Origin of the sequence: Bacillus coahuilensis m4-4 (assembly GCF_000171615.1) — a bacterium.
In the GTDB taxonomy this organism is placed as follows: Bacteria; Bacillota; Bacilli; order Bacillales; family Bacillaceae_K; genus Bacillus_T; species Bacillus_T coahuilensis.
Window position 1 is genome coordinate 73,565 of sequence record NZ_ABFU01000018.3, and the last position, 24,386, is coordinate 97,950.

The window sequence follows — 24,386 nt, forward strand, 5'->3', positions numbered from 1 at the left end:
TGAAGGTTGGAGGTAAAGCTTCATGATATCGGAGAAGGAATGACAGAAGCCCATATTTCTCATTATTTTGTCAAGCCAGGAGACAGAGTTCAAGCGGACACCCCCTTAGTTGAAGTTCAAACAGATAAAATGACAGCAGAAATACCTGCTCCCATCACTGGAACCGTTAGAGAAATCATCATTAAGGAAGGGAATACGGTCAACGTTGGAACAACATTATTGGTTATGGAAGAAGGATTACACATTTCTAAACCTAATAAAAACACCAACAAAAGGACCATTCTTGCCTCTCCTTTTACAAGAAAGCTTGCAAGGGAGAAAGGGATTGTATTAGAAGATATATTAGGGTCAGGACCCGGAGGGAGAATTCTAGAGTCAGATATAACCGGTAGTGAAGTTAGTCATTCCTCTACATCAAAGATGACACTAAAAAGTAGAAAAAACAATGGAAGAACAGTCTACAAAACAAAAAACGAAAATGTCTTTCTTCCTTTTAACGGAAGAAGAAAGCAAATTGCAGGGAAGATGGTTTCTTCTCTCCGCACCATTCCGCACTGTACACACTACGAAGAAATTGATGTAACCGAGCTTCTCATTTTACGAGACAACCTTAAACAACAAGGAATATCAATCTCAGCCACAGCTTTTTTCTTAAAAGCCTTGTCACTCACCCTAGTCCAGCATCCACTATTTAATTCACGCTTACATGAAGATAGACAAGAAATTGAATGCTTCTCCTCACACCATATTGGAATAGCAACAGATACAGAGGAAGGATTAATTGCCCCAGTTTTACATGCTGTCGAGTCAAAAAATCTAGCTGAGCTCCATCGTGATGTGAAGGAGTTAACAATAAAAGCCCAAGAGAATAGATTAACTCCCCATGATTTACGTGGTGGAACATTTACGATTAGCAATGTAGGTCCTTTAGGTGGATCAATTGGTGCTACTCCGATTATTAATCCTCCAGAGGTAGGGTTAATGGCCTTTCATAAAACGAAAAAGAGGCCAATGGTCAATGATCATGATGAAATTGTCATTCGATCTATGATGAATATTTCTATGTCGTATGACCATCGTGTTATCGATGGTGGAAAAGCGGTGGCATTTACAAATCAATTTAGGGACCTTATTGAAAATCCAAGTCTTATGCTAGTGGAGTTGAGGTAATGGTAGTGGGAGAAATGGTTGATCAGAAAGAGATTGTTGTAGTAGGTGGAGGTCCGGGAGGATATCATGCGGCTATTCGAGCGGCACAGCTTGGCAAGCAGGTGACCATCATAGAGAAGGGTGCAGTGGGAGGCGTGTGTCTTCATGAAGGATGTATCCCTTCAAAAGCACTAGCTCATTTAGCTCATCAAAAAGCTAAGCTAGAAAACAATCGACAGTTAGGTCTTATCGTTCCGAATATAGAGGTGGACTTAACGATATTTAAGAAGTACAAAATTTCACTTATACAGCAATTAAACGATGGTATCGAAGCCCTTTTATCAGGGAACGGCGTAGAAGTGATAAAGGGAACGGCTACTTTCGTTTCGAGTAATCGAATTGGGATCGAGCGAGATGACTCCTATCACTTAGTAGAATTTAATCAATGCATCATCGCAACAGGAGGTAAGCTCTCCATTCCCCATTCTTTTATGGGACGTGGAATTCTATCTAGCAAAGAATTGTATCAATTAGAAGAAGTTCCTGAAAAACTTTTAATCTACGGAAATGATACAAAGGCAATTGAAGCGGCCTTCTCGTTTAATAGCTTAGGAACGGATGTCACTATCATCATGAATAAATCTCCGTTGCTCGATTCAAGCTTAAATAAGGAATTAATCAGAACCATGAAGAAAAGAAAAATATCGTGTCATCAAGGTTATGATCTTCTAGAAATGAGTGACACTTCTGAAGGTGTACACGTTACATTCCAGTCTGAAGTGAAAGGACTCTTAACAGTTGAAAACACTCCTGTCTATTTATCTGAAGAGGTTGTACCGAACTTAGAAGAACTTGGGGTAGAACGCATCGGGATCGAAACGTCTATGAACGGATTTATTAAAGTAAATGAAGTTTGCGAAACTTCCATTCCATTCATCTATGCTATTGGAGATGTAACGGGTGAGAGGTATGCCACAAAAGCAATTAGACAAGGAAAAGTAGCAGCGGAGCATGCATGTCAGGAGAAACCTGAATACGATGACAGGTACCATCCAACTGTCATATATAGTATTCCACCTATCGTCTCAGTAGGGTTAACAGAGGAAGAGGCGAGTCAAGAATATATCTATGAATCTAGTCTGTATCCTCTTAGAAGCAACGGGACGATTGCGTTACAGAATGAACGAGAAGGGTTTATTAAAGTGATAGCAGAAAAAGACACGGGGTTTTTAATAGGTATTCATATGATGGGCGAAGGAGTGGTTGAACTGAGTTCTGCAGCTATTATTGGCCTTGAAATGGCTGCAAGAAAAGAAGACTTCACGTTTCCTTTCTACCCACACCCCAGCATGAATGAAGCTTTAATAGAAGCGGTTGAAGCGCTTGATGGTAAAGCTATTCATATGCGACCTAAAACAAAACTAAAAATCAGCAATCAATAGGAGGAATGAAACATGCAAGAACTAAAATAAAAACCAAAGATGTAAATTCAGAGGACTTTTTTCCAGTAACAGATGTAGACTATTTAGAAATTTATAGTGGAAATGCTAAGCAATCGGCTCATTATTACTGCACAGCCTTTGGTTTTCGATTAGTAGGATACTCTGGTCTTGAGACAGGGAACAGAGAAACGGTTTCCTATGTACTCAAACAGAATAAACTAACCCTTGTTATCACAGGTTCCTTACATGATCACAGCCGAGTTGCTGAGTTTGTTAAGCTTCATGGTGATGGTGTGAAAGATGTGGCCTTGAAAGTTGCAGATTGTGATAAAGCTTATACGGAAGCTGTAAATAGGGGAGCTATCGTTATTCTTCCACCGACTGAATTTAGCGATGAATGCGGGACAATTAAAAAAGCGATCATTGGTACATACGGAGACACGATTCATACGTTAATAGAACGTACGGACTATACTGGAGTATTCTTACCAGGATTTAAAGCAATGGAAGCTTCGATTAACCAGAGTGAAACTGGCTTACTTGCAGTGGATCATGTTGTTGGAAATGTGGAAGAGATGGAAGAATGGGTCGGATATTACGAAAAGGTTATGGGATTTAAACAATTAAAGCATTTTACAGATAAAGATATCACAACGGAATATAGTGCACTCATGTCAAAAGTGATGCATAACGGGGGAAGAATTAAATTCCCAATTAATGAGCCGGCAGAAGGAAAGCGTAAATCACAAATCCAAGAGTACTTAGAGTTTTATAATGGAGCAGGAGTCCAGCATTTAGCCCTATTAACAGAAGATATCGTCGAAACGGTGACTCGCTTACAATCGAATGGAGTGGAATTTTTACAAACTCCGGATTCTTACTATGACGTATTGTCTGAACGGGTTGGGGATATTGACGAAGAGATTGATCAGCTTAAAGAGTTAAAAATTCTAGTAGACAGAGATGACGAAGGGTATTTGCTTCAAATCTTTACAAAGCCTATTGTCGACCGTCCTACCTTATTTATTGAAATCATTCAACGAAAAGGTGCTAGAGGCTTCGGAGAAGGTAATTTTAAGGCTTTATTTGAATCGATAGAAAGAGAGCAGGAAAAAAGAGGGAACTTGTAAGTTTAACTTAGTCGTAGCGCCTTTTACTCTTATCGCTAAAAGGCGCTATGTGTTTAAAGGTCATGATTGGAGGAACAGAACATGAGGACAAAGGAGCAACTTCGAGTAATTACGGCATATAATCCGGAAAACCAGCTTGACCACAATCTAATAAAGCTCTCAGAAAATGAAAATATTTATGGGTGCTCTCCTAACGTAATAGAAGCCATTAAGAAGATTACAAACCTGCATATCTATCCTGATTCGTCTGCTTCAGAGTTGAAAAAGGCGCTTAGTAGTTACCACGGTGTAAAAGGTTCAGATCTTTTTATAGGGAACGGTTCAGATGAATTGATTCGTTTATTATCACGTGCGTTTATTTGCTCTGGAGACGAAGCGATCATGGCTGAGGTTACATTTCCACGCTATAGGACCAATGTGATCATTGAAGGAGGAATTCCAGTGTGTGTTCCTTTGGAGAACGGGAAGCATGATCTACCTGCTATGGCCAATAAACTTTCCAGCCGAACGAAAATAATGTTTATTTGTAACCCGAATAATCCTACAGGAACCGTTGTGACAAAAGAAGAATTAACACGGTTTATTCAGCAAATACCCAAAGAAGTCCTGATTATTTTAGATGAAGCGTATGAAGAGTATGTGACGTCTCAAGACTTCCTGCAAGGCATTCCATTCGTGTCTCAGTATCCGAATTTAGTGGTCCTAAGAACCTTTTCAAAAATGTACGGTCTGGCTAGCCTACGTGTAGGGTACGGAATCATGAACCCTCTTATTATAGAAGCTCTAGAGAAAGTAAGGGACGTATTTAATGTAAGTACAATAGCCCAACAGGCTGCACTTGCTGCATTAGAAGATGAAAACTTTAAGCTTGAGTGTAAAGTGAAAAATGATCACATTCGAAAAATTGTTGAAAGAAGACTCCTGGAAGAATCCATCGTATTTTATCCTACCCAATCCAATTTTATCATGATTCAAACAGGATTAAACGGAAGCTTTGTAACACGAGAGTTAAAGAAAATTGGGTACTCTGTAAGGTCAGGTGAGTTTTTAGGTCATCCAAATTGGATTCGCGTTGCGTTTGGAACATTAGAAGACATGGATAAGATCTTAGGACTACTATTACGCTTAATGAAAAAAAGGGGGGAGTACACTGAATATACGTCCAGAAGAATTAGTATGGAATGAAAGATATAAGCTCTTAATTGGTTCGATTCTTCCTCGACCAATTGCCTTTGTATCCACTATAAATGATAACGTAGAAAGTAATTTAGCTCCTTTTAGTTTTTATACTGCGATATGCGCAGATCCTATGCTTGTCTGTTTTTCACCAATGAGAAACGGGGTTAGTGGAGAGAAGAAAGATACACTTAAAAATATAGAAGAGACGAACGAATTTGTTATCAATGTTGTGAGTGGAGATATAGTGGAGAGAATGAATGTAACAGCTCAAAATGTGCCAGGAGGGGTCGATGAATTTGATTTAGCTGGACTGACAAAAAAGAAGTCTAGTATGGTTTCCGCATACAGAGTAGGTGAAAGTAAAGTGAGTCTAGAGTGTGTGTTACACGACCTTCATCATTATGGGGATGTCCCTGGATCTGGAAGCTTAGTAGTGGGTAGAGTGGTTGCTGCCCATATTGACGAAGCTGCATTTGATTCAGGAAGGATTCGTACGGAAGTGTTAAAACCTATCGGACGAATGGCGGGTCAGGTGTATACCAATCCCCTCGCCGAAATGTTTGAGCTAGAAAGGAAGTCGTAACGATGAAGTTTGTTACATTTCAAAAAAATGACGGGGACCTTCGGGCAGGAATACTAGTAAATAACCAGATTTTTGACTTGCATGAATGCTCTCATGGCAAATTACCCCTGTCTTTACTCCGGTACATAGAAGACTATCAATCATATGAACAGATGCTACTAGACGTATTGTCAGCAGGTGAGAAAACAACAGGGATTAGTTTGGCAGAAGCTCAGTTAGTGTCTCCTTTACCTAAGCCTCAAAGTGTTAGAGATTTTTATGCCTTTTTAGAGCATGTAAAACAAGCTAGAGCAAGAAGGGGTCTTGAAGTTATTCCAGAGTGGTTCCGGGCACCGGTCTTTTATTTCACCAATCATCTAGCGGTAAAAGGGCCAGGCGATGTTATTCTGTTCCCGGAAAATTCCAAAGAATGGGATTATGAATTAGAAGTAGCGTGTATTATTGGTAAACAAGGTCGAAATATTTCAAGAGAACAGGCAATGGAGTTTGTCTTCGGTTTTTGTATTATGAATGATTGGAGTGCAAGAGACCTACAGCGTGAAGAGATGAAAGTAGGACTTGGTCCAGCGAAGGGGAAGGATTTCGCGACAACCTTAGGTCCTTGGATTGTAACGAAGAATGAGCTTTCAGAACAGATAGCAGGTGACGTATTACGTGCTAGTATGACTGCCAAGGTGAACGGAAAGCTCTTGTCGTCTGGTAATGCAGGTGATATGTATTTCTCATTTGGTGAGTTAATTGAGCAGGCCTCAAAAGATGTTACTCTCTATCCTGGTGAAGTAATTGGGTCAGGGACTGTAGGGTCTGGCTGCCTATTAGAATTAGGAACAGAAGTACATAGATGGCTTGAAACAGGAGATGTTGTGGAGTTAGAGATAGAAGGCCTTGGGGTTTTACGAAACAGTGTGGGATAAGGAGGGGCAAAATGTATTATCAAAGGCTAGGTACCATTCCAAAGAAACGTCATACAACATTTTATAAAGAGGATGGAACGTTATATAGAGAACAGGTGATGGGAACAAGAGGGTTTTCAGGGGCGCAGTCGATTTTATATCATCACCACATGCCAACATCTGTTGTAAAGTCGTCATATCTTGGACGCTACCTTCCGGAATTTGAGGAAGATTCCAATGTGCGTCACCGTCATTTTTATACAGATGAGGTAGAAGAAAGTAATGGAGTAGAGAGGCAGTTTGTATTAGGAAATAGCGATGTCCTTATTGGAAAATTACATCTAAAAGAAGAAATGACGTCCTTTTATCGTAATGGGGACGGGGATGAATGCTTATTTGTTCATGACGGGGAAGGAACACTGCATACGATGTTTGGTAGCCTTTCATATGAAAAAGGAGATTATCTTGTCATTCCTGTTGGAACCATTTACAGGCTCGTTCCAAAGGTACCAACAAAGTTCTTAGTTATTGAAGCGTTTAGTCAAATTTCTACCCCTAAGCGTTACCGAAATGAGTACGGCCAGCTTTTAGAACATAGTCCTTTTTGTGAGAGGGATATAAGAGGTCCTGAACAGCTAGAAACTAATTCTGAGCTTAGTGAGGTTGAAGTTATCACAAAGTCGAGAGGAGCCCTCCACTCTCATATTCTGGATCATCATCCTTTTGATGTAGTGGGATGGGATGGATTTTTTGTATCCTTTTGCTTTTAATATCCGCGATTTTGAACCGATTACAGGTCGTATCCATCAGCCGCCACCCGTTCATCAAACATTTGAAGCTCATAATTTTGTTGTCTGTAGTTTTGTCCCACGACTATATGATTATCATCCAGATTCTATTCCTGCACCTTATTACCATAGCAATGTGAATAGTGATGAAGTGCTATTTTACGTTGAGGGTAATTTCATGAGTAGAAAAGGGGTGAAGGAGGAGAGCATTACCCTTCATCCACTAGGTATTCCTCATGGCCCTCACCCAGGGAAAACAGAAGGAAGCATTGGAAAAAGAGAGACTCATGAATTGGCGGTCATGGTCGATACATTTAAGCCGTTAAAGGTTGTGAAGAGGACTGGTTGTTTAGAGGATGAACACTATATGTATTCTTGGAGTTAAAGCAAGCTGTCCATACCTTGGACAGCTTGTTTGCATTTATTAATAGGCGATGCCAACTCGTTTATTATAGTACGTATTTGTAGATACCAAAGAATATAGACAATCCGCTGTGTCGTATATGGAGATTTGTGTGCCAGCTTCAGGAAGAACGTTTTCTTCTACTCGATACGAGCCTACCTTTTCCCCTGTTGGCAAATAGGTAGGGCAAAGTATCGTCCAATTTAAATGAGAATGTTTAAGCATAAGGAATACTTTTAAGTGTTCTTCTGCTGCTCGTGTACTTTTCCGTTTACTCTCATTTGTTGTAAAGCGATATTTATTTGGTTCCGATTGTGCTTGAAGAATACCAGCCGTTCCAATAGTAGAAAGCTTTGACAAACCAAGCTTATACATGCTTTGTAGGATGATTGGAAAACCTTTTGATAGGGAGTCTGTACCATCTGTTCCGAGGCAACTAACGACTAGGTCGGCACCTTTTAAGGTAGTGTAAACAGATTGATTGTCTAATATATCCCCTGTGATTATACTAAGTTTTGCATGAGGCTGAATTTTCTTTGCGTCCCTTACTAGTACATGTACAGAATGACCATCTTGTAAGGCTTGCTCTAAAAAGATTGAGCCAACTCGTCCTGTTGCGCCGAATAACGCAATGTTCATGATTTTTTCTCCTTTTCTTTTTAATTATGAGTTTATCGAAAGAAAGCAGGGAAGTATAGAAATTATGTGTAAACAAATGCATTGACTTTTTAGCTGTATGACCGTATGATAGCCTACGTACTAAATAATCCGATAAGAATAGTGGGGTTTTAAAGATGAAAAAATGGACTTTATATCTTGTGCTTGCTTTGACAACTATTTTCATCGCCGCATGTGGAACAAATGAAACTGCGGAAGAAGAAACAACAGGTTCAAACGCAGACATGACATTATATGATGAAGTAATGGAAAATGGAGAGCTTTTAATTGGAACGGAAGGAACATATCCACCGTTTACATTCCACGATGAGTCTGGAGAGTTAACTGGATTTGACGTTGAAATTGCTAAAGAAGTAGCGAGTCGTTTAGGTGTAGAAGCGAAATTTATGGAAACTCAGTGGGATGCTATGTTTGAAGGGTTGAACTCAGAGCGCTTTGATGTGATTGCGAACCAAGTTGGAATTCGTGATGATCGTAAAGAAACATACGATTTTTCAAATCCATACATTGTATCTTCTGCCGTACTAGTAACAAGTAAAGAGAGTGATATTACAACCTTTGAAGAAATTGATGGTTTAAAATCTGCTCAATCATTAACTAGTAACTATAAAGACATTGCTGAAAGCTATGGAGCGGAGATTGTTGGGGTTGAAGGTTTAGCTCAAGCGATTCAAAATCTTGAAAATGGCCGTGTCGATGTAACAGTAAATGATAAAATTGCGATTCTAGACTACTTTAAACAAAATGAAAATGCTGGAGTCAAGATTGCTGCGACAGCAGAAGAAGCTTCTGAGAGTGGGTTTATGTTCCGTAAAGGAAATGAAGAACTTGTTGAAGCTGTAAACAAAGCGTTAGAGGAAATGATTGAAGACGGTACGTATGAAGAAATCTCTGTAAAATGGTTTGGAGAAAATGTACTTCAGTAGTATCTTTCAAGATCCTGAACGAATGATGGACATCTTACAAAGCTCCCTTATGCCTATGCTCAAGGGAGCTTTGTACTATTCGATACCTCTAACCCTTTCTTCCTTTGTAATTGGAATGGCTTTGGCCCTTTTGACTGCACTGGCAAGATTGTCGAATGTATCCATCTTCCGAGGGATTGCTAGAGTGTATGTATCTGCTATAAGGGGTACACCTCTACTTGTTCAGTTATTCATTATCTTTTATGGTCTACCTAATTTAGGTTTAAATATAGACTCATTTCCTTCGGCTGTTATTGCATTTTCACTTAACGTAGGTGCTTATGCGTCTGAAATTGTAAGAGCATCTATAGAATCTATTCCTAAAGGTCAATGGGAAGCAGGGTATTCTGTTGGAATGACCTATCGTCAAACGTTAAAACGAATTGTGTTACCACAGGCTGCAAGAGTATCCATCCCACCTTTATCTAATACGTTTATTAGTCTTGTGAAAGATACATCTTTAGCTTCGTTAGTATTAGTAGCAGAGATGTTCAGAAAAGCCCAAGAAATTGCGGCTACGAATTATCAGTTTTTACTCGTATATATGGAAGCAGCGTTCTTGTATTGGGTCATTTGTTTTATTTTATCTATAGCGCAAGATCGAATTGAGATACGACTCAGTCGTCATATTGCGAAGTAGAAGGGAGGTTCATTAATGCTTACTTTGAAGAATATTCATAAACGATTCGGCGATCTTGAAGTATTAAAAGGATTAGATCTTCAGGTGGATAAAGGAAAAGTTGTCGTATTAATCGGCCCTTCTGGTTCAGGTAAAACGACCTTCTTACGGTGTATCAACTCTCTTGAAGTTCCAGACCAAGGTAGTATAACGTTAGACGGGAACACAACCGAATTCACCGATGGGATTACCCAAAAAGAAATCTTAAATCTCAGAAGAAACACCGGTATGGTATTCCAAAACTATAACTTGTTTCCGCATAAAACAGCGTTAGAAAATGTGATGGAAGGTCCTGTCATTGTTCAGAAAAAGAACAAAGAAGAGGTTCGTAATCGCGCTACTCGTCTTCTTGAAAAGGTAGGATTGGGTGATAAGATGAACTTTTATCCTCATCAATTGTCAGGTGGACAGCAGCAACGTGTAGGAATTGCTCGAGCATTAGCCATTGAACCAAAAGTGATGTTGTTTGATGAGCCAACTTCAGCTCTTGATCCTGAGCTTGTAGGGGAAGTATTAGGGGTTATGAAGGAACTAGCTGAAGAGGGAATGACGATGGTTGTCGTAACACACGAAATGAGGTTTGCTCGAGATGTTGCGTCAGAAGTAGTCTTTATGGATCGTGGCCAAATAATTGAACAAGGTTCTCCTTCCGAAATCTTTCAGAATCCTAAACATGAACGTACAAAACAATTCTTATCTTTAATACATTAACTTAATGGAGTCGGCCTTTTGGTCGGCTTTTTTTGGATTGGTTGGTAGTGATTGACGGCCAAGTTAGAAGTTTGATCAAGGCGAGCGCACGAGATGGAAGAAAAGCCGCACCAAATAGAGTAGAAGCCGCACAAGAAAAGTGGAGCGCACGAAAAGAAGCTCGGCCCGCACGAAATCAAGGCGAGCGCACGAAACTTGCCCCTCAGCATCACACATTAAAAGTTTCAGCAGGACTTTTTTAGATTGTTCAGAACTAATATAGGGTATGGACAATTGTGGAGGTGGAATAGATGGATTACCGTATTGAACGTGATAGTATGGGAGAAATCAAAGTAGACTCAACAAAAAAATGGGGAGCTCAAACGGAAAGAAGTCGTCAAAATTTTCATATCGGAGAAGAGAATATGCCGATAGAAGTAATTTATGGGTTTGCTCTTTTAAAGAAAGGAGCGGCTGCGGCTAACGAAAGGTTAGGAACGTTAAGTAAGGAAAAGTCCTTAGCTATACAAACAGTGTGTGATCAGATTTTATCAGGGGAGTTAGACGACGAATTTCCTCTTAAAGTGTGGCAAACAGGAAGTGGCACTCAGAGTAATATGAATGTAAATGAAGTGATTGCTAATGTGGCCAATGAAGCTAAATACAGCGATACTATTCATCCAAATGATGATGTGAATAAATCCCAAAGTTCCAACGATACGTTTCCAACGGCTATGCATATTGCTGCGTATAATGCGGTACAAGAGCAATTATTACCTGCCATAAAAGAAATGAATGTCACTCTCTTAGAAAAAGAGAAGAAGTACTGGGAGACCATTAAGATAGGTAGAACTCATTTGCAGGATGCTACGCCACTTACGCTGGGTCAAGAAATTAGTGGGTGGAGAACTATGCTTCTGACAACAGAAGAGATGATTCATAGTAGTTCCACTAATTTATTATCATTAGCTATAGGGGGTACTGCTGTAGGGACAGGAATAAATGCGCATCGTGCATTTGGACCGATGGTAGCAGAACAGATTTCGCATTATACAGGTTATCCCTTTAGATCTTCAGAAAATAAATTCCATAGCTTAACCTCTCATGATGAGTTAGTCTTTGTACACGGCGGATTGAAAGCCCTTGCAGCGAATGTGATGAAAATTGCCAATGACGTGAGATGGCTTTCGAGTGGCCCGAGATCTGGCTTAGGTGAAATTACCATTCCTGCTAATGAGCCTGGAAGTAGTATTATGCCTGGAAAGGTAAATCCTACACAAAGTGAGGCCATTACGATGGTGGCAACCCAGGTGTTTGGAAATGATGCAACGATTGGCTTTGCTGCAAGCCAAGGGAACTTTGAGCTAAATGTTTTTAAGCCAGTCATTATTTATAATTTTCTACAGTCTGTCCGACTTCTAGCTGAGAGTATTGATTCTTTCACAAAGAACTGTTTGAAAGGATTAGAGATTAACGAAGAAAATATGAAAGGCATGTAGACCATTCATTGATGCTTGTCACAGCTTTAAATCCATATATCGGCTATGAAAAAGCGGCTAAAATAGCTAAGGCAGCTTACGATAACAATACAAGCCTAAAAGAAGCAGCCATTACATCAGGATATGTTACAGCGGAGCAATATGATACGTGGATGGATCCTTATAAAATGGTAAATTTAGATTAATAAGAAGCCCTCCACCTTATCTGGTAGAGGGCTAAGCCATTTTATTAAGTTGTTACTGGTAAATTATTGTTGTTGGTATCCACCAATTTGTTGTTCAGCCATTTGTACAAGACGCTTAGTGATTTCTCCACCTACAGAACCGTTAGCGCGAGCTGTTGCATCTGGCCCTAATTGTACTCCAAATTCTGAAGCGATTTCGTATTTCATTTGATCGATTGCTGCTTGAGCTCCAGGAGCTACCAATTGATTTGATGATTGACGATTTGTTTGTTGTGCCATTTGTTCTGTCATCTCCTTGTTGTTTGTATGGCTGGGTCAGTTGGAATTGCACCAACTCGCTCGTAATGTGCGACCATCTAGTTATGGTGTGACCCACTGTGTGAGAAGTTGTTTTGCTGTTGTTATGAAATAGTATGTTCGTTTTGAACGTTTATATTCCTATTTTTCTTGGTAATTGATTCCTCATTTTCTTGTGTGAATTTTGCCCAAATAGATCTAAATTCTTTACATAAATTAGTGTGTTCTACACATCTTAAAACTATACATATTCCTAAAATTGGTGGGATGACATGTGGAGCTTTGCCCCCTTTGTAATGGTATGAAAGAAATTGTTGTCGAATGTCGAGTTTGCCAGGGGCCTATGAAAGATGGAGGAAGAGCATATGATTATTTTGATGATTATAGCGCTTATATGGACATCGACAGTCTCAAGCTAGTAGACGGAAGGATAGGGGTACCGACTAACGAGTGCTTACATATTTTTGTATGTAATGAGTGTCCCCATCAAGATGTAAAATCTATTCCATATGAGTAAAAGGAAAGAGCCAATCGTCAAAGACGAATGGCTCTTTTCTTTTATTATTTGATACGTTGTTCAGATTCTACATCGAAGAAGTGACATTTATTCATATCAAATGCTAATTCTACTGTATCTCCTGCTTGAATAATTGTGCGAGAATCAACGCGTGCTACAAAGTCTTGACCTTCTAATTGAGAGTAAAGCATCATTTCAGCACCTGTTAGCTCAGCCACGTCAATTTTCACGTTGACAACAGAATCCTTTGCAGACTCAATAAATACTGGCTCATCGTGCATATCTTCAGGACGTACGCCTAAAATTACCTCTTTACCTACGTAACCGCCTTCTCGTAATGCCTTCATTTTTCCTTCAGGAACTGCAACGGTTTTAGAACCTACAGTAAACTTTCCTTCTTCTAGTTTACCTGTGAAGAAGTTCATAGCTGGGGAACCAATGAAACCACCAACAAATACGTTATCAGGCTTGTCATATACTTCTTTAGGTGAACCAACTTGTTGGATAACGCCATCTTTTAAGATGACAATGCGTGTTGCCATCGTCATTGCCTCTGTTTGGTCATGTGTTACGTAGATAGTTGTTGTTTGTAGACGTTGGTGAAGTTTTGCAATTTCAGCACGCATTTGTACACGAAGCTTAGCATCTAAGTTAGATAAAGGCTCATCCATTAAGAATACTTTTGCATCACGAACGATGGCACGACCAAGTGCAACACGTTGACGTTGACCTCCGGATAACGCTTTAGGTTTACGGTCTAATAATGTTTCTAATCCTAAAATTTTTGCTGCGTTACGAACGCGCTTATCAATTTCTGCTTTGTCAAATTTACGTAGCTTTAGACCAAATGCCATATTGTCATAAACACTCATGTGAGGATATAGAGCATAGTTTTGGAATACCATCGCGATGTCACGATCTTTAGGTGCTACATCATTCACACGTCTATCACCAATATAGAAGTCACCTTCAGAGATTTCTTCTAATCCTGCGATCATACGTAGAGTCGTTGATTTACCACAACCAGAAGGACCTACGAATACGATAAACTCTTTATCTTTAATATCTAAGTTGAAATCTTTTACTGCTTCAAAACCATTGTCATATCGCTTGTAAATACCTTTTAATTTTAATTCAGCCATTATAAATGCCTCCTATTTGAAAGTGCTTTCATTAACTAGCTCTATTGTAACGAAAGCACTTACATTTTCCTATGTACAAGGTGCACGAAAAATGAATCTATTCATTTGTGCACTTTGCTAAAATAGTATTCAAAGTCTATACAAGCAAGATAAGTTGTTACGGCCCCTGAGAAGGTTTTTAAGTCAATTTGTGTACGGTCTGTATATTTGTCGAGGCGATACTGTAATGAATTTCGGTGCATATAAAGCTCTTTTGCAGTTGAGCTAAGGTTTGAGCCGTTCTCAAGATATTTTTTAATGGTGACAAATAAATCTTTATCTTGAGCAAATACCTCATAGATTTTAGAGAATAGTTCTTCTCGTTCTGCTTTGTCTACTTTGTGTAAAAGGTATAGTGGAAGAATATCAGTCGGTTTAAATACAGCAAGATTGTGAATGGTGCTTAGAGCAAATAGGAATCGTTTTTTCTCCTGTAAAATGGTTGTAGGTAGATGATCGGTTACTGTATGAATGTTCCCAAAGTAGAATCGAATGGTGACAAATAAATCACTTTCTAACATGGTAGATGCATAAGTTAATTCATCGACTGTTGTCATTTCTTCTGAAACTTCTTCTAGAATGATTCCATATGCTGGCGTTTGGTAGAGAAGAACGACAGATTGATGAAAGAAGCTTTTGATTCCTTCAGAAATGAACCCCGTATCAGTTTCTTCATTCCCTTGTATGGAAAAATGAAGGATTCGATAGTATTTCTCCGCTAATGCTTTATTTGTTAAAGGCTTTTGATGAAACAAGAAATTTTTCCACAAATTTTCTTCTTCACTTATATAATAAGTAGACACTTGAACTTCATCATAAAAGCAGGAAAGGACAGACTTTCCTTCTTCTGTCATTTCGTTTTTAGCGATTCCAATATATTCATTTTGGGTAGTTTGAAACCAGTAACGATTTGCAAACTCATCTGCTTTTGGAGGAGTTGTTGTGTATAGTGCATTTGGGTAGAGTTGAATTAAATTTTGTATCATAAAGCTCCCTCTTAACATTTGTGATTTCTATATAAGTATATCATCTAAATTTAATACAAACGAATTGCAAAAATTGCGGTTGTTCTATACACTAAAGGATAACAGAAGGTGCTAAAGAGGTGAGTGGAGAATGGAGTACACATCTGATATTTCCAATCGATTAAAACGATTAGAAGGTCAAATTAGAGGAGTTTTGAACATGATGGAAGAGGACAAGCATTGTAAGGATGTTGTCACTCAACTTTCAGCTGTTCGCTCAGGTATTGATAGAACGATTGGGTTAATTGTTGCGAAAAATTTGCAGGCATGTATCGTTGAAGCAGCAGAGGAAGGCCGAGATGCTGAAGATGCTATTCAAGAAGCAGTTAACCTTATCGTTAAAAGTCGATAAATAATAGTCAGCATTCGTTCTACACTACGCGAATGCTGCTTTTTTTGTTATAGTAAGATGGAATGTATCTTTATTATTGCTTAGTCATAGAACTAATCTGAGTGATAGATGTTAGGGAGAGAAGACGATGAAATTAAGCCATTTATTAAAAGATTTAACTCAATATACGTTAACAGGAAACCCTACAATAGAAATATCTCAAATTGAAATGGATTCGAGACGAGTTAAAAATCAGTGCATGTATATTTGTGTACCAGGGATAGAAGGATTTTTAGCTGACCGCCATGATTATATAGATCAAGCAATAGAGAACGGAGCCCATGCTATCCTTGTTGAGAAAGAAGTAGATGTACCCTCTCATATTACCGTGGTACGTGTAGAAGATGTACGTTTAGCCTTTTCAAAAATTGCCACTGTGTTTCATAATGAAGCGTACAAGCAATTGAAAATAATCGGTTTGACAGGAACAAATGGAAAAACAACAACAACATTTTTAGTCGAGAAATTACTAAATGATGCAGGCTTAAAAACAGGTTTAATGGGGAACCTCGGTACGAAGATAAACGGGATCATGTACCCAACAGAACTTAATACTCAAGAGCCTCATACTCTTCATCGTAATTTTGCTAAAATGGTCGAAGAAGATATGGAGTATTGTGTGATGGAGGTAAGTTCTCAAGGAATTGATATGGGCCGCATGAAGGGTGTTCCGTTCTACAGAGGTATTCTCACTAATTTAACACATGACCATTTAGATTATCATGGTACAGTTGACCATTATATGCATAGCAAAAGTCAATTGTTTACTCATCTTGAAGAGTTTGAAGGAGAAAAACCTCTTGCTATTTTAAATAAGGATGATGATAGTTATGCTTACTTTAAAAATGCTTCTAGAGGAGAAACGATTTCATACGGAATTGATCAGGATAGTATTGTACAAGCGAGTGAGTTACACTTCAACAAAAATGGTATTCACTTCAAGGTGACCAACAAGAGATCTCTCGAAGAGCAGGAGATTCATCTTCCTCTTGTTGGCAAGTTTAATGTTTACAATGCATTAGCAGCCATCACAGTGGCGTACACAGTAGGTGTAACACTAGAAGAATCGAAGCGAAGCTTAGAGAACTTATCACAAATTCCAGGGAGAATGGAGTCATTTACTACAGCTAACGGTGTTACCGTTATTGTTGATTATGCTCATACTCCAGACGCGTTAGAAAATGTATTACAATCATTAAAGAGTTCATTAGATGGAAAATTAATTACGGTTGTAGGCTGCGGAGGCAATCGTGATGAAAATAAACGCCCGATAATGGGGAAAATAGCTGCTGAATGCTCAGATTATGTTTACTTTACTTCAGATAACCCTCGATTTGAACAGCCAGAACAGATTCTTGAAGGTATGGTAGCTGGAGCCAAAARAAGTAAAGGGAGACCCCAATTACACGACTATTATTGATCGTAAAGAGGCGATAAATAAGGCTATATTAAATGCGCATAAAGGAGATGTTATCCTCATTGCCGGTAAAGGCCATGAGATGTATCAAGAAATTAACGGTGTTAAATACGATTTTAGCGATAAAGAAGTAGCAATCAGTGTAAGTAATACAATCCAATAAAAAAAGACTGTCCATTTAAGGGGAAAAGCCCTCCGGTTGGACAGTCTTTTTCTATTGTTTCTACAGGCACGATCGTTCATCATAAAGAAATCGCATGGTTCGGCCACACGATTATTTATTCGGTGGTTCTTCCTCTACTAAAATATTCAGGCTTTCATCAATATTCGGATGGCTGTCAAAACGAAATACAGATCCACCAGCCATCCCTTCATTTATAAAGCGGTCTTCATCTAAGTATGCTTTTTCTTTTCCTTCATATTCTGTGTCAGGTAGAAACGAGTTTTTAGTTTTCTTTTGCATAGAACATCCTCCTTTTTCACTAGTTTTCGCTAAAAAGGGGACATTCAGTCATTAATCATACACATGAAATAACATGAGTTCATGAATTTGCTTTTTCAACTGTCCCTCTTCCTCTTGACTAGGTAAAGGAGTTTCCCAGTGAATACTACCATCTTTTAAATAATCTCCTGTGTATTTTTGTTGGTTGTAATAGAATGAAAATGTCCATCCTGGAATAGAAGAGTTTTTAAACATAGATTTAAACTGAAAATGTTGTATCAATCTAATCACCTCTATCTACTATTGTAAACGCTTTACCGTTGATTACAATAGTAAGTGCATAAACGGATTAGACTTTCCATCCGTTTCTCTTCGATCCATTTTTCATCAAACGTCATGGGTTTACTATTGATTTCGTAGAGGGCAAGCTTTCCTTCTTTTGTTACGCCAATATCAAATGAAAGTTCATAGTACCGTTCGTATTCTGTCTGATTCAACCAAACTCCACATGTTTCAACCAAATTTTGTAGTGAGCTTAGAGGGATACGACCTTGTATAGATGAAAAGGGGAGAAGACGTCCTCCGCAAGGAATATGAGTGGTAATTTTGTTAGGGCCTGCAACCCTAACACCAGTACCGGTAATGGCAAAAGAATTGCCGTTAAAATGGGCAAGCACTCGTAAATCGTAAGGACGACCTTCTATCCTATCACTTTCCACTGTTTTTTGAATGATACTAGTAGACAAATGGGCGGTGATCTGCTCTTTTGACAAGGCAGTCATTCCTTTATTGGAGTGAACAATATATTCAGCATTTTGCCTTTCCAGTACTTTTAAGATTCCCTTCCCTTGTGATGAAGAGATTGGCTTAATGTAAAGGCTATTCCAATCATCTAGTACATCGTTTAGCTTTGAAAGGGTTGGTTTAACTAAAAAGGGAGGAAGATGTGAACGTAATTGAGGATGTTGATTTAGTTTGGTATACAAGGTATCTTTGGATAAAAATCTAGAATTAAAGAGGACGGTTTTGTTATCCTCCGCCCACTCTTTCAGTTTGTAAAAACGGAAAGACTTTTCCTCTTTTCGGCGAGACAATCGGTTGTAGATGATAGTAGGGAAGGAAAAGGATTCCTGTACCCAAGTATTTTTCTTGGGATGAAAATACGTTCCATTTACTTTCTTGCCTGCCCAGTCCTTTAAGGAGAAAAGAAAGAATGTTCCCCCCATACTTTGAATTTGCTCTTGAAAGGGTAGTAAAAAAGATTTTGTACCTTTTAAATAAGATCCATCTCCTGAGAGTAGGACACCTACTTTCAAATGGGTTTGGTCTTTCTGAATGGATGGATCGATACCATTTATCATGGGTTGTTTCATGAAAAAATCACGCCTTGATGAACTTTTTCTTTGGCTAAATAGCTGCTATATGCTAAGGATAATTCTCTAGTTCTCCTTTCTTCATCCCGTAATTCTGGATGAAAGAATATACTTCTTCCAGGCTTTGAATTTGCTTCAAATAACCAAGGATGTAACTTCTCGTCAAGACCAAAATCAAATCCAATTTCCCCAATATGACCATCTAATCTCTCGTCTAGACTCTTGCCTATTGTTAATGCAGCAGAGGATAATATCGACTCAATCTTGTCTCCAAATGGAATTTCTCTCAAACTGAGTACTCTTCCCCCATTACGAATATGAGTGGTTATGGCTGTAATCTTTGCCGCTTTGCCGGCTATAGCTGAAACGTGCCAAACTCCGCCTTCGTCTTTATTAATGTGAACTCTAAAATCAAGAGGATGCCCTTCGTATGTTAGAAGTTGAATTCCTTGCTGTATCAGAATGGTATCTGGACGTTTTTTGTTCGTCAAAAATTGATGCAAGCTATCAATTCTCTGAAATGTTTTATTTACGATATTCCCTGATTGGGATGAATATTCACACACGTAATGCTTGGCATTTTTACGAATTTTATGAATTCCTTTTCCAGAGCTTCCTTCAATTGGCTTAACGTAAACCATCCCGTATTGCACAAGCATATTCTGTAAAATTTGGCGAGTATAAAGGTGTGTTTCAGGTAGGTAAGGTGTAGCTTGAAGGTGATTAGCTAACACAGAAAAGGTTTGATGCTTATTAAAAAAACCTGGGTTATACCATGGAATTTGATATATATTACTTAATATGGCTTTTACTTTTTGAGAGGATGATAGTTTTTCTGATTTTCGATTAGGCAATCGATCATAAACGACCTGTGGAAGTGGAACTGTATACTTTTCCCATCCACGATCTGTATAAAATAGTCCAACTACCTCTGATTTCCCCCAATCAATATCCCTCTCTCCAAATATGAAAGGAATCACTCCCTTGCAATCGGTTGATAGCAGTTTCTGAAACCACAATGACCGATTGCCGATTGGCAGAATGGAAGAAGGAGTAAATCCAATCGTAAAGATGCCAACTAGTGTTCCTAAAGTAAGATGATTGGAAGAGTCTTGTTGTAAGTGAATTTTGGATAGACAGGATGGAAGCTTTAACCTTTTTTGTAATTCAGAAGAGATCGTAATGGTGGAATCTTCACTTTGATTACACTTTACGCCCCGCACTATATTACGCCCAAACTGAACATTTAGGGTAGAAGCTGAGGTAAAGCTTTGAGGTAGGCTAATAATAGCTTCCCTGTGTTTCTTTATTTCAATTGGAAACAATGACACTTCAAGCACCTCCTTAGATTCTATAGATATCTTGAATGAGCATTTGATGTAAATAGAGAGTGTATAATAACGGAGCTTTTGATAACTGACATTTGTCTTGGATGAAGTGGGCTAGCTTTACTCCTGGTTTTGAGTTGATATCACAAATCCAAACGCTACCATCTGTTCCAATCAAAACGTCAACTCCTAGCTCAAATAAAGGAGCAAAATAATTCTCAAGTGTGTTCGGTAAAAAATGGATAAACATATCAAGAATTTCATCAATGTCTCGCCAATCTATTTGCGGATGTTCTAATTGGAAATCTTCATACTTTACTAACGTCCCTGTGGAAGAAAGATTCGTTAAAAGAGCCCCTTTAGAGGCTACTCTAATTCCCCTAGCTATTTGCTGCCATTTGCCATTAGAATCTTTTTGTAAAAATAATCTGATATCAAATGGTTCATTAAGAGGGGTAACGTTATCTATTTTTCTTTGCATAATAAATGTTCGATAGGATAATAAGGATTCAAGAAATAGCTTTATAGAAGGAATGGACCCCTGTTTTATCAATACTTGTTTTATTTTTTTCTTGTTTTAATCTGAATAGTATCTTTCTGTTTAGTCAGCTCGTAAACACTATGTCCACTTGAACCATCAGCAGGTTTAAGGATGATGGGACTTCTTTGTTCAAGTTCTAAAAAATGTGGTCCACACTTCTCGCTAACTTTGTAGGTAGTAAAAAAGGACAAAGCTCTACACTTTCCTTTAATCGTTCATATTGAACCCATTTATTTGGTAATCCATATCCTAGAAATTGTAGATCATGTCGATTCTTTAAGGACTTGACTATGTGCTTACACTTTTCTGAACGATGGTCATCCCCATAAAACAGACGGTCATAAAGGTACGTTGGTACAGATGTAGTAATATGAACCCACTTCTTCTCTTCATGAAGATAGGTTCGACCTGTAACAATATCCTTTGTAAAATCTATACTTAGAGGAGAAAAAACAAGTATGGACATATTATAGGAGTGACTCATTTTGGCTATTTCCTCTATAAATGGGGAAATCTCTAAGTCATTCATCGTTAGAATTCCTAACTTCATTTTCTAATCGGCTCCTTTCATTCCAAATGGTATGAAAATAATGCGCAATGGCTCGAGAAGAAGGGCGAATGGCTTGCTCTGACTCATGTTTTTTTGAAGGTTTGCTATTGACTTCAATGATCCATATATTGCGATGTACATCTAACGCCAAATCTATTCCTAGCTCCCCAAGATTAGTAGATAGTGCCTCAGATAATACAGCAGCCGTGATCTTACTGATTTGCTTCATTTCATCATACACTTCACTCCCATAAGAGTGGCCATAGTACTTTTTTAAAAACCGTTGGGCAGGCTTAATTAAGCCGCCTTGAGAAAGGTTTGTAATAAAATGATTTTCTTTTGAGAAGCGAACGACAGCAGAAACAACCTCCCACTGTAGATCTTTATTGGGTATTAATAAGAATCGGAAATCCATTAATCTATTATGATTCGAGGCAAGGGGAATGGTTTGTTGGATAATGGCTTGATCAAATAAATTTAATGTTTTTATATAATCAATTAGGCGAGGCAAACTAGTGTAACGTGATAATGCATGTTCATTACTACTACTTTTTACATTATACTCACCATGTTCCTTTTGAATGCGGACGATATTTCGTCCTTGGCTTCCATGTACAGGCTTTATGAAGATATCCTCATGCTCTAAGAGAAATTGTTCGAGTCTAAGGTGTGAATCATAAAGAATGGAAAAGGGAATGTGTGAATTAAGATCCTTATTTTCTGTTAATATAGTATGAACATGCCACTTATTTAAAAAAGCCTCATTAAATACATACACATGATTTTCTTTACACCATTGGATAAAGTTATGAAAGGAAGGCTTTTGTTCCTTTTTTCTAGAATGAATTCGGTTGTAGATAATTGTGGGGATTGGCATCATGGTAGAAAAGAAGCCCTGGGACTCCTCAAAAAAAATAACCTGAAATCTGATTTTCATGAAGTTCTGAAAAGTTGGTACAGTAGATTACACCTCCTTGTTCCGTTAATAGATGACGTAGCTCTAGGAAATAGGAAGTTAAATGCCCAATTGGTTCTTGCCCCTTTGAAACAGCCGTTAATATGGCTATAATTGGCCCTACTGATAGAATAGAGGTTTCAAGATCGTAGGCAAAATACAGAGACCCCTTGTGCGCGGGGAGAATGGTCGATTTCCAAGTGATCATGGGCGAAGTTGAAATGGAATCACTCTGAATGATGCAGGTTACTTTACAAAGACCCACTTCTAATTGGATGGGTTTGTCTACTGGTATACGAAGAGAACGAATTAAATCTGGAGGAATTATTAGTTCCTCCATCCCTGATGTATTTACTACCAGTTCATAATTTATTTTTTTCATATCTAGTCCCCATTTGCTAAACCCAAATCCTCATTTTATAATGAAGAAATGGGCGAATATCAATACTGCATTGTATGAAGATTCAATTCAATTGGTGAGCTACATAGAGAAGTAGAAAGGTGATTAGGATGAATGCGTTTGTATTACTATTGTTTATGATGGTCATCGGAGCTGTTATTGGAGGATTTACGAACTCTCTTGCTATTAAGATGTTATTTAGGCCCTATAGACCAATTTATATTGGAAACTTCCGCATTCCTTTTACTCCAGGATTGATTCCAAAGAGGAGAGCAGAGCTAGCTAGTCAATTAGGAAAGTTAGTCATTGACCATTTACTTACACCAGAGTTATTACAGAAGAGATTTCTAGAAAAAGGATTTAAACATGACCTAGAACACTATATTAGAAGAGAGTTGAAAGTCTTTCTAGAAAAAGAGGAAAGTATCTCTTCTTTACTAGACAAACTTGGAATAGAAAATGTAGAGAATAGAGTAACTATTATACTGCACTCTTTTATTTCAGAAAAACTTGAGGATATTATTCGTGTATATCAGGACCAATCCATTAAGGAGAGCTTGTCAGAAGAGACATTAATGAGCTTGGAAGCTCAACTACCAAAGCTTACAACGTTTATTCTTCAAAAAGCTGAGGAATTTTTCGCTTCTTCAGAAGGCAAAGAAAAAGTGGGAACAATGATTGATGATTTCTTGAAGGAAAGAGGCATGCTTGGGAACATGATTGGAATGTTTCTTGGTAATTCTAGTTTAATTGAAAAAGTTCAACCTGAAATTATAAAATTTATTCGTCATGAAGGGACTTTCGATTTATTATCTAATGTTTTAACAAAAGAGTGGCAAACATTACAGGAAAAAGAGTGGAGAGAGTTAGTATTCGAACTAGACACGGAAACGCTAATAAAAAAATCTCCACATTTATTACAGATCAAATTCCTATCCATACATGGATGAACACGCCTTTAAAAAGTATAGTTGAAAAATTCCTCGTTCGCAATGTGAATCCGTGGTGAAAAATGGTGTGAACGTAGCTTTAACTTCCTTTATTGGAAGGTTAGATGAATTACTAATTAAATTACGAGTTGACGAGCTTGTTGTCGATCAGGTTAACTCTTTCTCTACTGAACGGTTAGAACAAATGGTATTAGATATATCTAGAAGTGAGCTAAAAATGATTACCTATTTAGGGGCCATTCTTGGAGGAGCCATCGGACTTATTCAAGGGCTGATTGTCCTATTGATCCGCTAATTTCAGTCATTTTCTTTTCATCATCTTCATAGTCTGTTATAGTGTAGGATGCGAAGGCGGGTTATGATTTCCGCTAAATAAAGGAGGCATTTACATTGGCAGTAAACTTATATGATCATGCAAATGAATTAGAAAAAGCACTTCGTCAAAGTGATGAATATTTACTATTAAAAAAAATGTATGATGAAGTAAATAACGACGAATCAGCGAATCAATTATTTCAAAATTTCCGTGATATTCAATTACAGCTTCAGCAAAAACAAATGTCAGGGATGGAAATTTCACAAGAAGAAGTTGAACAAGCTCAAAAAGTGGCAGCACTTGTTCAGCAACACGAAAAAATTGCTCGCTTAATGGAAGCGGAACAACGAATGAGTATGGTCATCCAAGACCTAAATAAAGTAATCATGAAGCCTCTAGAAGAGCTTTATGGTTCTGTTCAACAATAAGAAAACTAGAGG

General features: G+C 38.2%; 28 protein-coding genes and 2 pseudogenes. 18 read left to right on the plus strand and 12 right to left on the minus strand.

All coding sequences use genetic code 11. The annotated features are described in order from the left end of the window. The first annotated feature begins 6 nt into the window (after positions 1-6). From M44_RS04520 to M44_RS20300, 7 genes and pseudogenes are all read left to right on the plus strand, one after another. Positions 7-1,170: a dihydrolipoamide acetyltransferase family protein gene (locus M44_RS04520; RefSeq protein WP_010171287.1), complete on the plus strand. Its 1,164-nt coding sequence runs from the start codon at positions 7-9 to the stop codon at positions 1,168-1,170. Then, positions 1,170-2,591, plus strand: coding sequence for a dihydrolipoyl dehydrogenase family protein (locus tag M44_RS04525; RefSeq protein WP_010171289.1), 1,422 nt, complete (start codon positions 1,170-1,172; stop codon positions 2,589-2,591). The genes M44_RS04520 and M44_RS04525 overlap by 1 nt, the downstream gene beginning before the upstream one ends. A 5-nt stretch (positions 2,592-2,596) precedes the next feature. After that, positions 2,597-3,721, plus strand: a complete 1,125-nt coding sequence (hppD, locus tag M44_RS04530) for a 4-hydroxyphenylpyruvate dioxygenase (protein ID WP_010171291.1) — start codon at positions 2,597-2,599, stop codon at positions 3,719-3,721. Between the two features lie 81 nt (positions 3,722-3,802). Continuing rightward, the gene (gene hisC / locus M44_RS04535) at positions 3,803-4,906 is read left to right on the plus strand and encodes a histidinol-phosphate transaminase (RefSeq protein ID WP_010171292.1); all 1,104 of its coding nucleotides are present in this window, start codon (positions 3,803-3,805) and stop codon (positions 4,904-4,906) included. A gap of 40 nt (positions 4,907-4,946) precedes the next feature. Continuing rightward, the gene (locus M44_RS04540; protein WP_337444033.1) at positions 4,947-5,483 is read left to right on the plus strand and encodes a flavin reductase family protein; all 537 of its coding nucleotides are present in this window, start codon (positions 4,947-4,949) and stop codon (positions 5,481-5,483) included. A 2-nt stretch (positions 5,484-5,485) separates the two neighbouring features. Then, complete coding sequence (locus M44_RS04545; protein ID WP_010171297.1) at positions 5,486-6,397, plus strand: fumarylacetoacetate hydrolase family protein; 912 nt, start codon at positions 5,486-5,488, stop codon at positions 6,395-6,397. A gap of 11 nt (positions 6,398-6,408) precedes the next feature. Next, positions 6,409-7,549, plus strand: a pseudogene (locus tag M44_RS20300) (homogentisate 1,2-dioxygenase). Positions 7,550-7,588: 39 nt separating this feature from the next. On the opposite strand, the gene M44_RS04555 reads toward M44_RS20300, so the two are convergent. After that, positions 7,589-8,206: an NAD(P)-dependent oxidoreductase gene (locus M44_RS04555; protein WP_010171299.1), complete on the minus strand. Its 618-nt coding sequence runs from the start codon at positions 8,204-8,206 to the stop codon at positions 7,589-7,591. Between the two features lie 155 nt (positions 8,207-8,361). Here M44_RS04555 and M44_RS04560 point away from each other — a divergent pair, with 155 nt between their 5' ends. The 5 genes and pseudogenes from M44_RS04560 (at position 8,362) to fumC (ending at position 12,263) form a co-directional block, all read left to right on the plus strand. Next, entirely contained in the window at positions 8,362-9,171 is an 810-nt protein-coding gene (locus M44_RS04560) for an amino acid ABC transporter substrate-binding protein (protein WP_010171300.1), read from the plus strand. After that, positions 9,158-9,850, plus strand: a complete 693-nt coding sequence (locus M44_RS04565; RefSeq protein WP_010171302.1) for an amino acid ABC transporter permease — start codon at positions 9,158-9,160, stop codon at positions 9,848-9,850. Before M44_RS04560 ends, M44_RS04565 begins: the two co-directional genes overlap by 14 nt. A gap of 15 nt (positions 9,851-9,865) precedes the next feature. Beyond that, positions 9,866-10,600 (plus strand): amino acid ABC transporter ATP-binding protein, encoded by a 735-nt coding sequence (locus tag M44_RS04570; RefSeq protein WP_010171304.1) that lies wholly within the window; start codon positions 9,866-9,868, stop codon positions 10,598-10,600. Between the two features lie 32 nt (positions 10,601-10,632). After that, complete coding sequence (locus tag M44_RS04575) at positions 10,633-10,842, plus strand: hypothetical protein (protein ID WP_010171306.1); 210 nt, start codon at positions 10,633-10,635, stop codon at positions 10,840-10,842. Between the two features lie 48 nt (positions 10,843-10,890). After that, positions 10,891-12,263: pseudogene (fumC, locus tag M44_RS20305) on the plus strand (class II fumarate hydratase). Positions 12,264-12,326: 63 nt separating this feature from the next. Here the strand turns inward: fumC and M44_RS04585 are convergent. Then, positions 12,327-12,542 (minus strand): alpha/beta-type small acid-soluble spore protein, encoded by a 216-nt coding sequence (locus tag M44_RS04585; RefSeq protein WP_010171312.1) that lies wholly within the window; start codon positions 12,540-12,542, stop codon positions 12,327-12,329. 292 nt (positions 12,543-12,834) lie between these two features. Here M44_RS04585 and M44_RS04590 point away from each other — a divergent pair, with 292 nt between their 5' ends. Beyond that, positions 12,835-13,077: a hypothetical protein gene (locus M44_RS04590; protein WP_010171314.1), complete on the plus strand. Its 243-nt coding sequence runs from the start codon at positions 12,835-12,837 to the stop codon at positions 13,075-13,077. A 44-nt stretch (positions 13,078-13,121) separates the two neighbouring features. Here M44_RS04590 and M44_RS04595 read toward each other — a convergent pair whose 3' ends face one another. Beyond that, on the minus strand, positions 13,122-14,219 hold the full coding sequence (locus tag M44_RS04595) for an ABC transporter ATP-binding protein (RefSeq protein WP_010171315.1): 1,098 nt from the start codon (positions 14,217-14,219) through the stop codon (positions 13,122-13,124). Between the two features lie 101 nt (positions 14,220-14,320). Next, entirely contained in the window at positions 14,321-15,244 is a 924-nt protein-coding gene (locus M44_RS04600) for a PucR family transcriptional regulator (protein WP_010171317.1), read from the minus strand. Positions 15,245-15,374: 130 nt separating this feature from the next. Between M44_RS04600 and M44_RS04605 the strand changes: the two genes are divergently transcribed. Next, complete coding sequence (locus M44_RS04605; RefSeq protein ID WP_010171319.1) at positions 15,375-15,635, plus strand: metal-sensitive transcriptional regulator; 261 nt, start codon at positions 15,375-15,377, stop codon at positions 15,633-15,635. Positions 15,636-15,762: 127 nt separating this feature from the next. Continuing rightward, the gene (locus tag M44_RS20310) at positions 15,763-17,094 is read left to right on the plus strand and encodes a UDP-N-acetylmuramoyl-L-alanyl-D-glutamate--2,6-diaminopimelate ligase (protein ID WP_010171321.1); all 1,332 of its coding nucleotides are present in this window, start codon (positions 15,763-15,765) and stop codon (positions 17,092-17,094) included. A 271-nt stretch (positions 17,095-17,365) separates the two neighbouring features. Here M44_RS20310 and M44_RS04615 read toward each other — a convergent pair whose 3' ends face one another. From M44_RS04615 to M44_RS04645, 8 genes are all read right to left on the minus strand, one after another. Further along, positions 17,366-17,554, minus strand: coding sequence for a hypothetical protein (locus M44_RS04615; protein ID WP_010171322.1), 189 nt, complete (start codon positions 17,552-17,554; stop codon positions 17,366-17,368). Between the two features lie 51 nt (positions 17,555-17,605). After that, positions 17,606-17,815, minus strand: coding sequence for a YheE family protein (locus tag M44_RS04620; RefSeq protein ID WP_010171323.1), 210 nt, complete (start codon positions 17,813-17,815; stop codon positions 17,606-17,608). Between the two features lie 32 nt (positions 17,816-17,847). Beyond that, positions 17,848-18,906, minus strand: a complete 1,059-nt coding sequence (locus tag M44_RS04625) for a YheC/YheD family protein (protein WP_010171324.1) — start codon at positions 18,904-18,906, stop codon at positions 17,848-17,850. Next, positions 18,903-20,237 (minus strand): YheC/YheD family endospore coat-associated protein, encoded by a 1,335-nt coding sequence (locus M44_RS04630; RefSeq protein ID WP_010171325.1) that lies wholly within the window; start codon positions 20,235-20,237, stop codon positions 18,903-18,905. Before M44_RS04630 ends, M44_RS04625 begins: the two co-directional genes overlap by 4 nt. 13 nt (positions 20,238-20,250) lie before the next feature. Next, on the minus strand, positions 20,251-20,787 hold the full coding sequence (locus tag M44_RS24735) for a YheC/YheD family protein (protein ID WP_050770895.1): 537 nt from the start codon (positions 20,785-20,787) through the stop codon (positions 20,251-20,253). 124 nt (positions 20,788-20,911) lie between these two features. Next, positions 20,912-21,325 carry a hypothetical protein gene (locus M44_RS24740; protein ID WP_050770898.1) on the minus strand — a complete coding sequence of 138 codons (414 nt, stop codon included), beginning with the start codon at positions 21,323-21,325 and terminating at the stop codon, positions 20,912-20,914. Further along, entirely contained in the window at positions 21,297-22,205 is a 909-nt protein-coding gene (locus M44_RS04640; protein ID WP_010171326.1) for a YheC/YheD family endospore coat-associated protein, read from the minus strand. The genes M44_RS24740 and M44_RS04640 overlap by 29 nt, the downstream gene beginning before the upstream one ends. Positions 22,206-22,230: 25 nt before the next feature. Beyond that, positions 22,231-22,662: a hypothetical protein gene (locus M44_RS04645; protein WP_010171327.1), complete on the minus strand. Its 432-nt coding sequence runs from the start codon at positions 22,660-22,662 to the stop codon at positions 22,231-22,233. A gap of 128 nt (positions 22,663-22,790) precedes the next feature. Here M44_RS04645 and M44_RS20320 point away from each other — a divergent pair, with 128 nt between their 5' ends. From M44_RS20320 to M44_RS04655, 3 genes are all read left to right on the plus strand, one after another. Continuing rightward, on the plus strand, positions 22,791-23,630 hold the full coding sequence (locus tag M44_RS20320) for a DUF445 family protein (RefSeq protein ID WP_010171328.1): 840 nt from the start codon (positions 22,791-22,793) through the stop codon (positions 23,628-23,630). Between the two features lie 67 nt (positions 23,631-23,697). Continuing rightward, complete coding sequence (locus tag M44_RS28710; protein ID WP_010171329.1) at positions 23,698-23,925, plus strand: DUF445 family protein; 228 nt, start codon at positions 23,698-23,700, stop codon at positions 23,923-23,925. 95 nt (positions 23,926-24,020) lie between these two features. Further along, positions 24,021-24,374 carry a YlbF/YmcA family competence regulator gene (locus M44_RS04655; protein ID WP_010171330.1) on the plus strand — a complete coding sequence of 118 codons (354 nt, stop codon included), beginning with the start codon at positions 24,021-24,023 and terminating at the stop codon, positions 24,372-24,374. Positions 24,375-24,386 lie beyond the last annotated feature (12 nt).

What these genes read in the sequence shown, in the direction of transcription:
- M44_RS04525 (WP_010171289.1), top strand. Translation starts at nt 1,170, where the DNA reads ATGGTAGTGGGAGAAATGGTTGATCAGAAAGAGATTGTTGTAGTAGGT.
- hppD (WP_010171291.1), top strand. Translation starts at nt 2,597, where the DNA reads ATGAAACATGCAAGAACTAAAATAAAAACCAAAGATGTAAATTCAGAG.
- hisC (WP_010171292.1), top strand. Translation starts at nt 3,803, where the DNA reads ATGAGGACAAAGGAGCAACTTCGAGTAATTACGGCATATAATCCGGAA.
- M44_RS04545 (WP_010171297.1), top strand. Translation starts at nt 5,486, where the DNA reads ATGAAGTTTGTTACATTTCAAAAAAATGACGGGGACCTTCGGGCAGGA.
- M44_RS04555 (WP_010171299.1), bottom strand. Translation starts at nt 8,206, where the DNA reads ATGAACATTGCGTTATTCGGCGCAACAGGACGAGTTGGCTCAATCTTT.
- M44_RS04560 (WP_010171300.1), top strand. Translation starts at nt 8,362, where the DNA reads ATGAAAAAATGGACTTTATATCTTGTGCTTGCTTTGACAACTATTTTC.
- M44_RS04565 (WP_010171302.1), top strand. Translation starts at nt 9,158, where the DNA reads ATGTACTTCAGTAGTATCTTTCAAGATCCTGAACGAATGATGGACATC.
- M44_RS04570 (WP_010171304.1), top strand. Translation starts at nt 9,866, where the DNA reads ATGCTTACTTTGAAGAATATTCATAAACGATTCGGCGATCTTGAAGTA.
- M44_RS04585 (WP_010171312.1), bottom strand. Translation starts at nt 12,542, where the DNA reads ATGGCACAACAAACAAATCGTCAATCATCAAATCAATTGGTAGCTCCT.
- M44_RS04595 (WP_010171315.1), bottom strand. Translation starts at nt 14,219, where the DNA reads ATGGCTGAATTAAAATTAAAAGGTATTTACAAGCGATATGACAATGGT.
- M44_RS04600 (WP_010171317.1), bottom strand. Translation starts at nt 15,244, where the DNA reads ATGATACAAAATTTAATTCAACTCTACCCAAATGCACTATACACAACA.
- M44_RS04605 (WP_010171319.1), top strand. Translation starts at nt 15,375, where the DNA reads ATGGAGTACACATCTGATATTTCCAATCGATTAAAACGATTAGAAGGT.
- M44_RS04615 (WP_010171322.1), bottom strand. Translation starts at nt 17,554, where the DNA reads ATGCAAAAGAAAACTAAAAACTCGTTTCTACCTGACACAGAATATGAA.
- M44_RS04625 (WP_010171324.1), bottom strand. Translation starts at nt 18,906, where the DNA reads ATGAAACAACCCATGATAAATGGTATCGATCCATCCATTCAGAAAGAC.
- M44_RS24740 (WP_050770898.1), bottom strand. Translation starts at nt 21,325, where the DNA reads ATGAAGTTAGGAATTCTAACGATGAATGACTTAGAGATTTCCCCATTT.
- M44_RS04640 (WP_010171326.1), bottom strand. Translation starts at nt 22,205, where the DNA reads ATGATGCCAATCCCCACAATTATCTACAACCGAATTCATTCTAGAAAA.
- M44_RS04645 (WP_010171327.1), bottom strand. Translation starts at nt 22,662, where the DNA reads ATGAAAAAAATAAATTATGAACTGGTAGTAAATACATCAGGGATGGAG.
- M44_RS20320 (WP_010171328.1), top strand. Translation starts at nt 22,791, where the DNA reads ATGAATGCGTTTGTATTACTATTGTTTATGATGGTCATCGGAGCTGTT.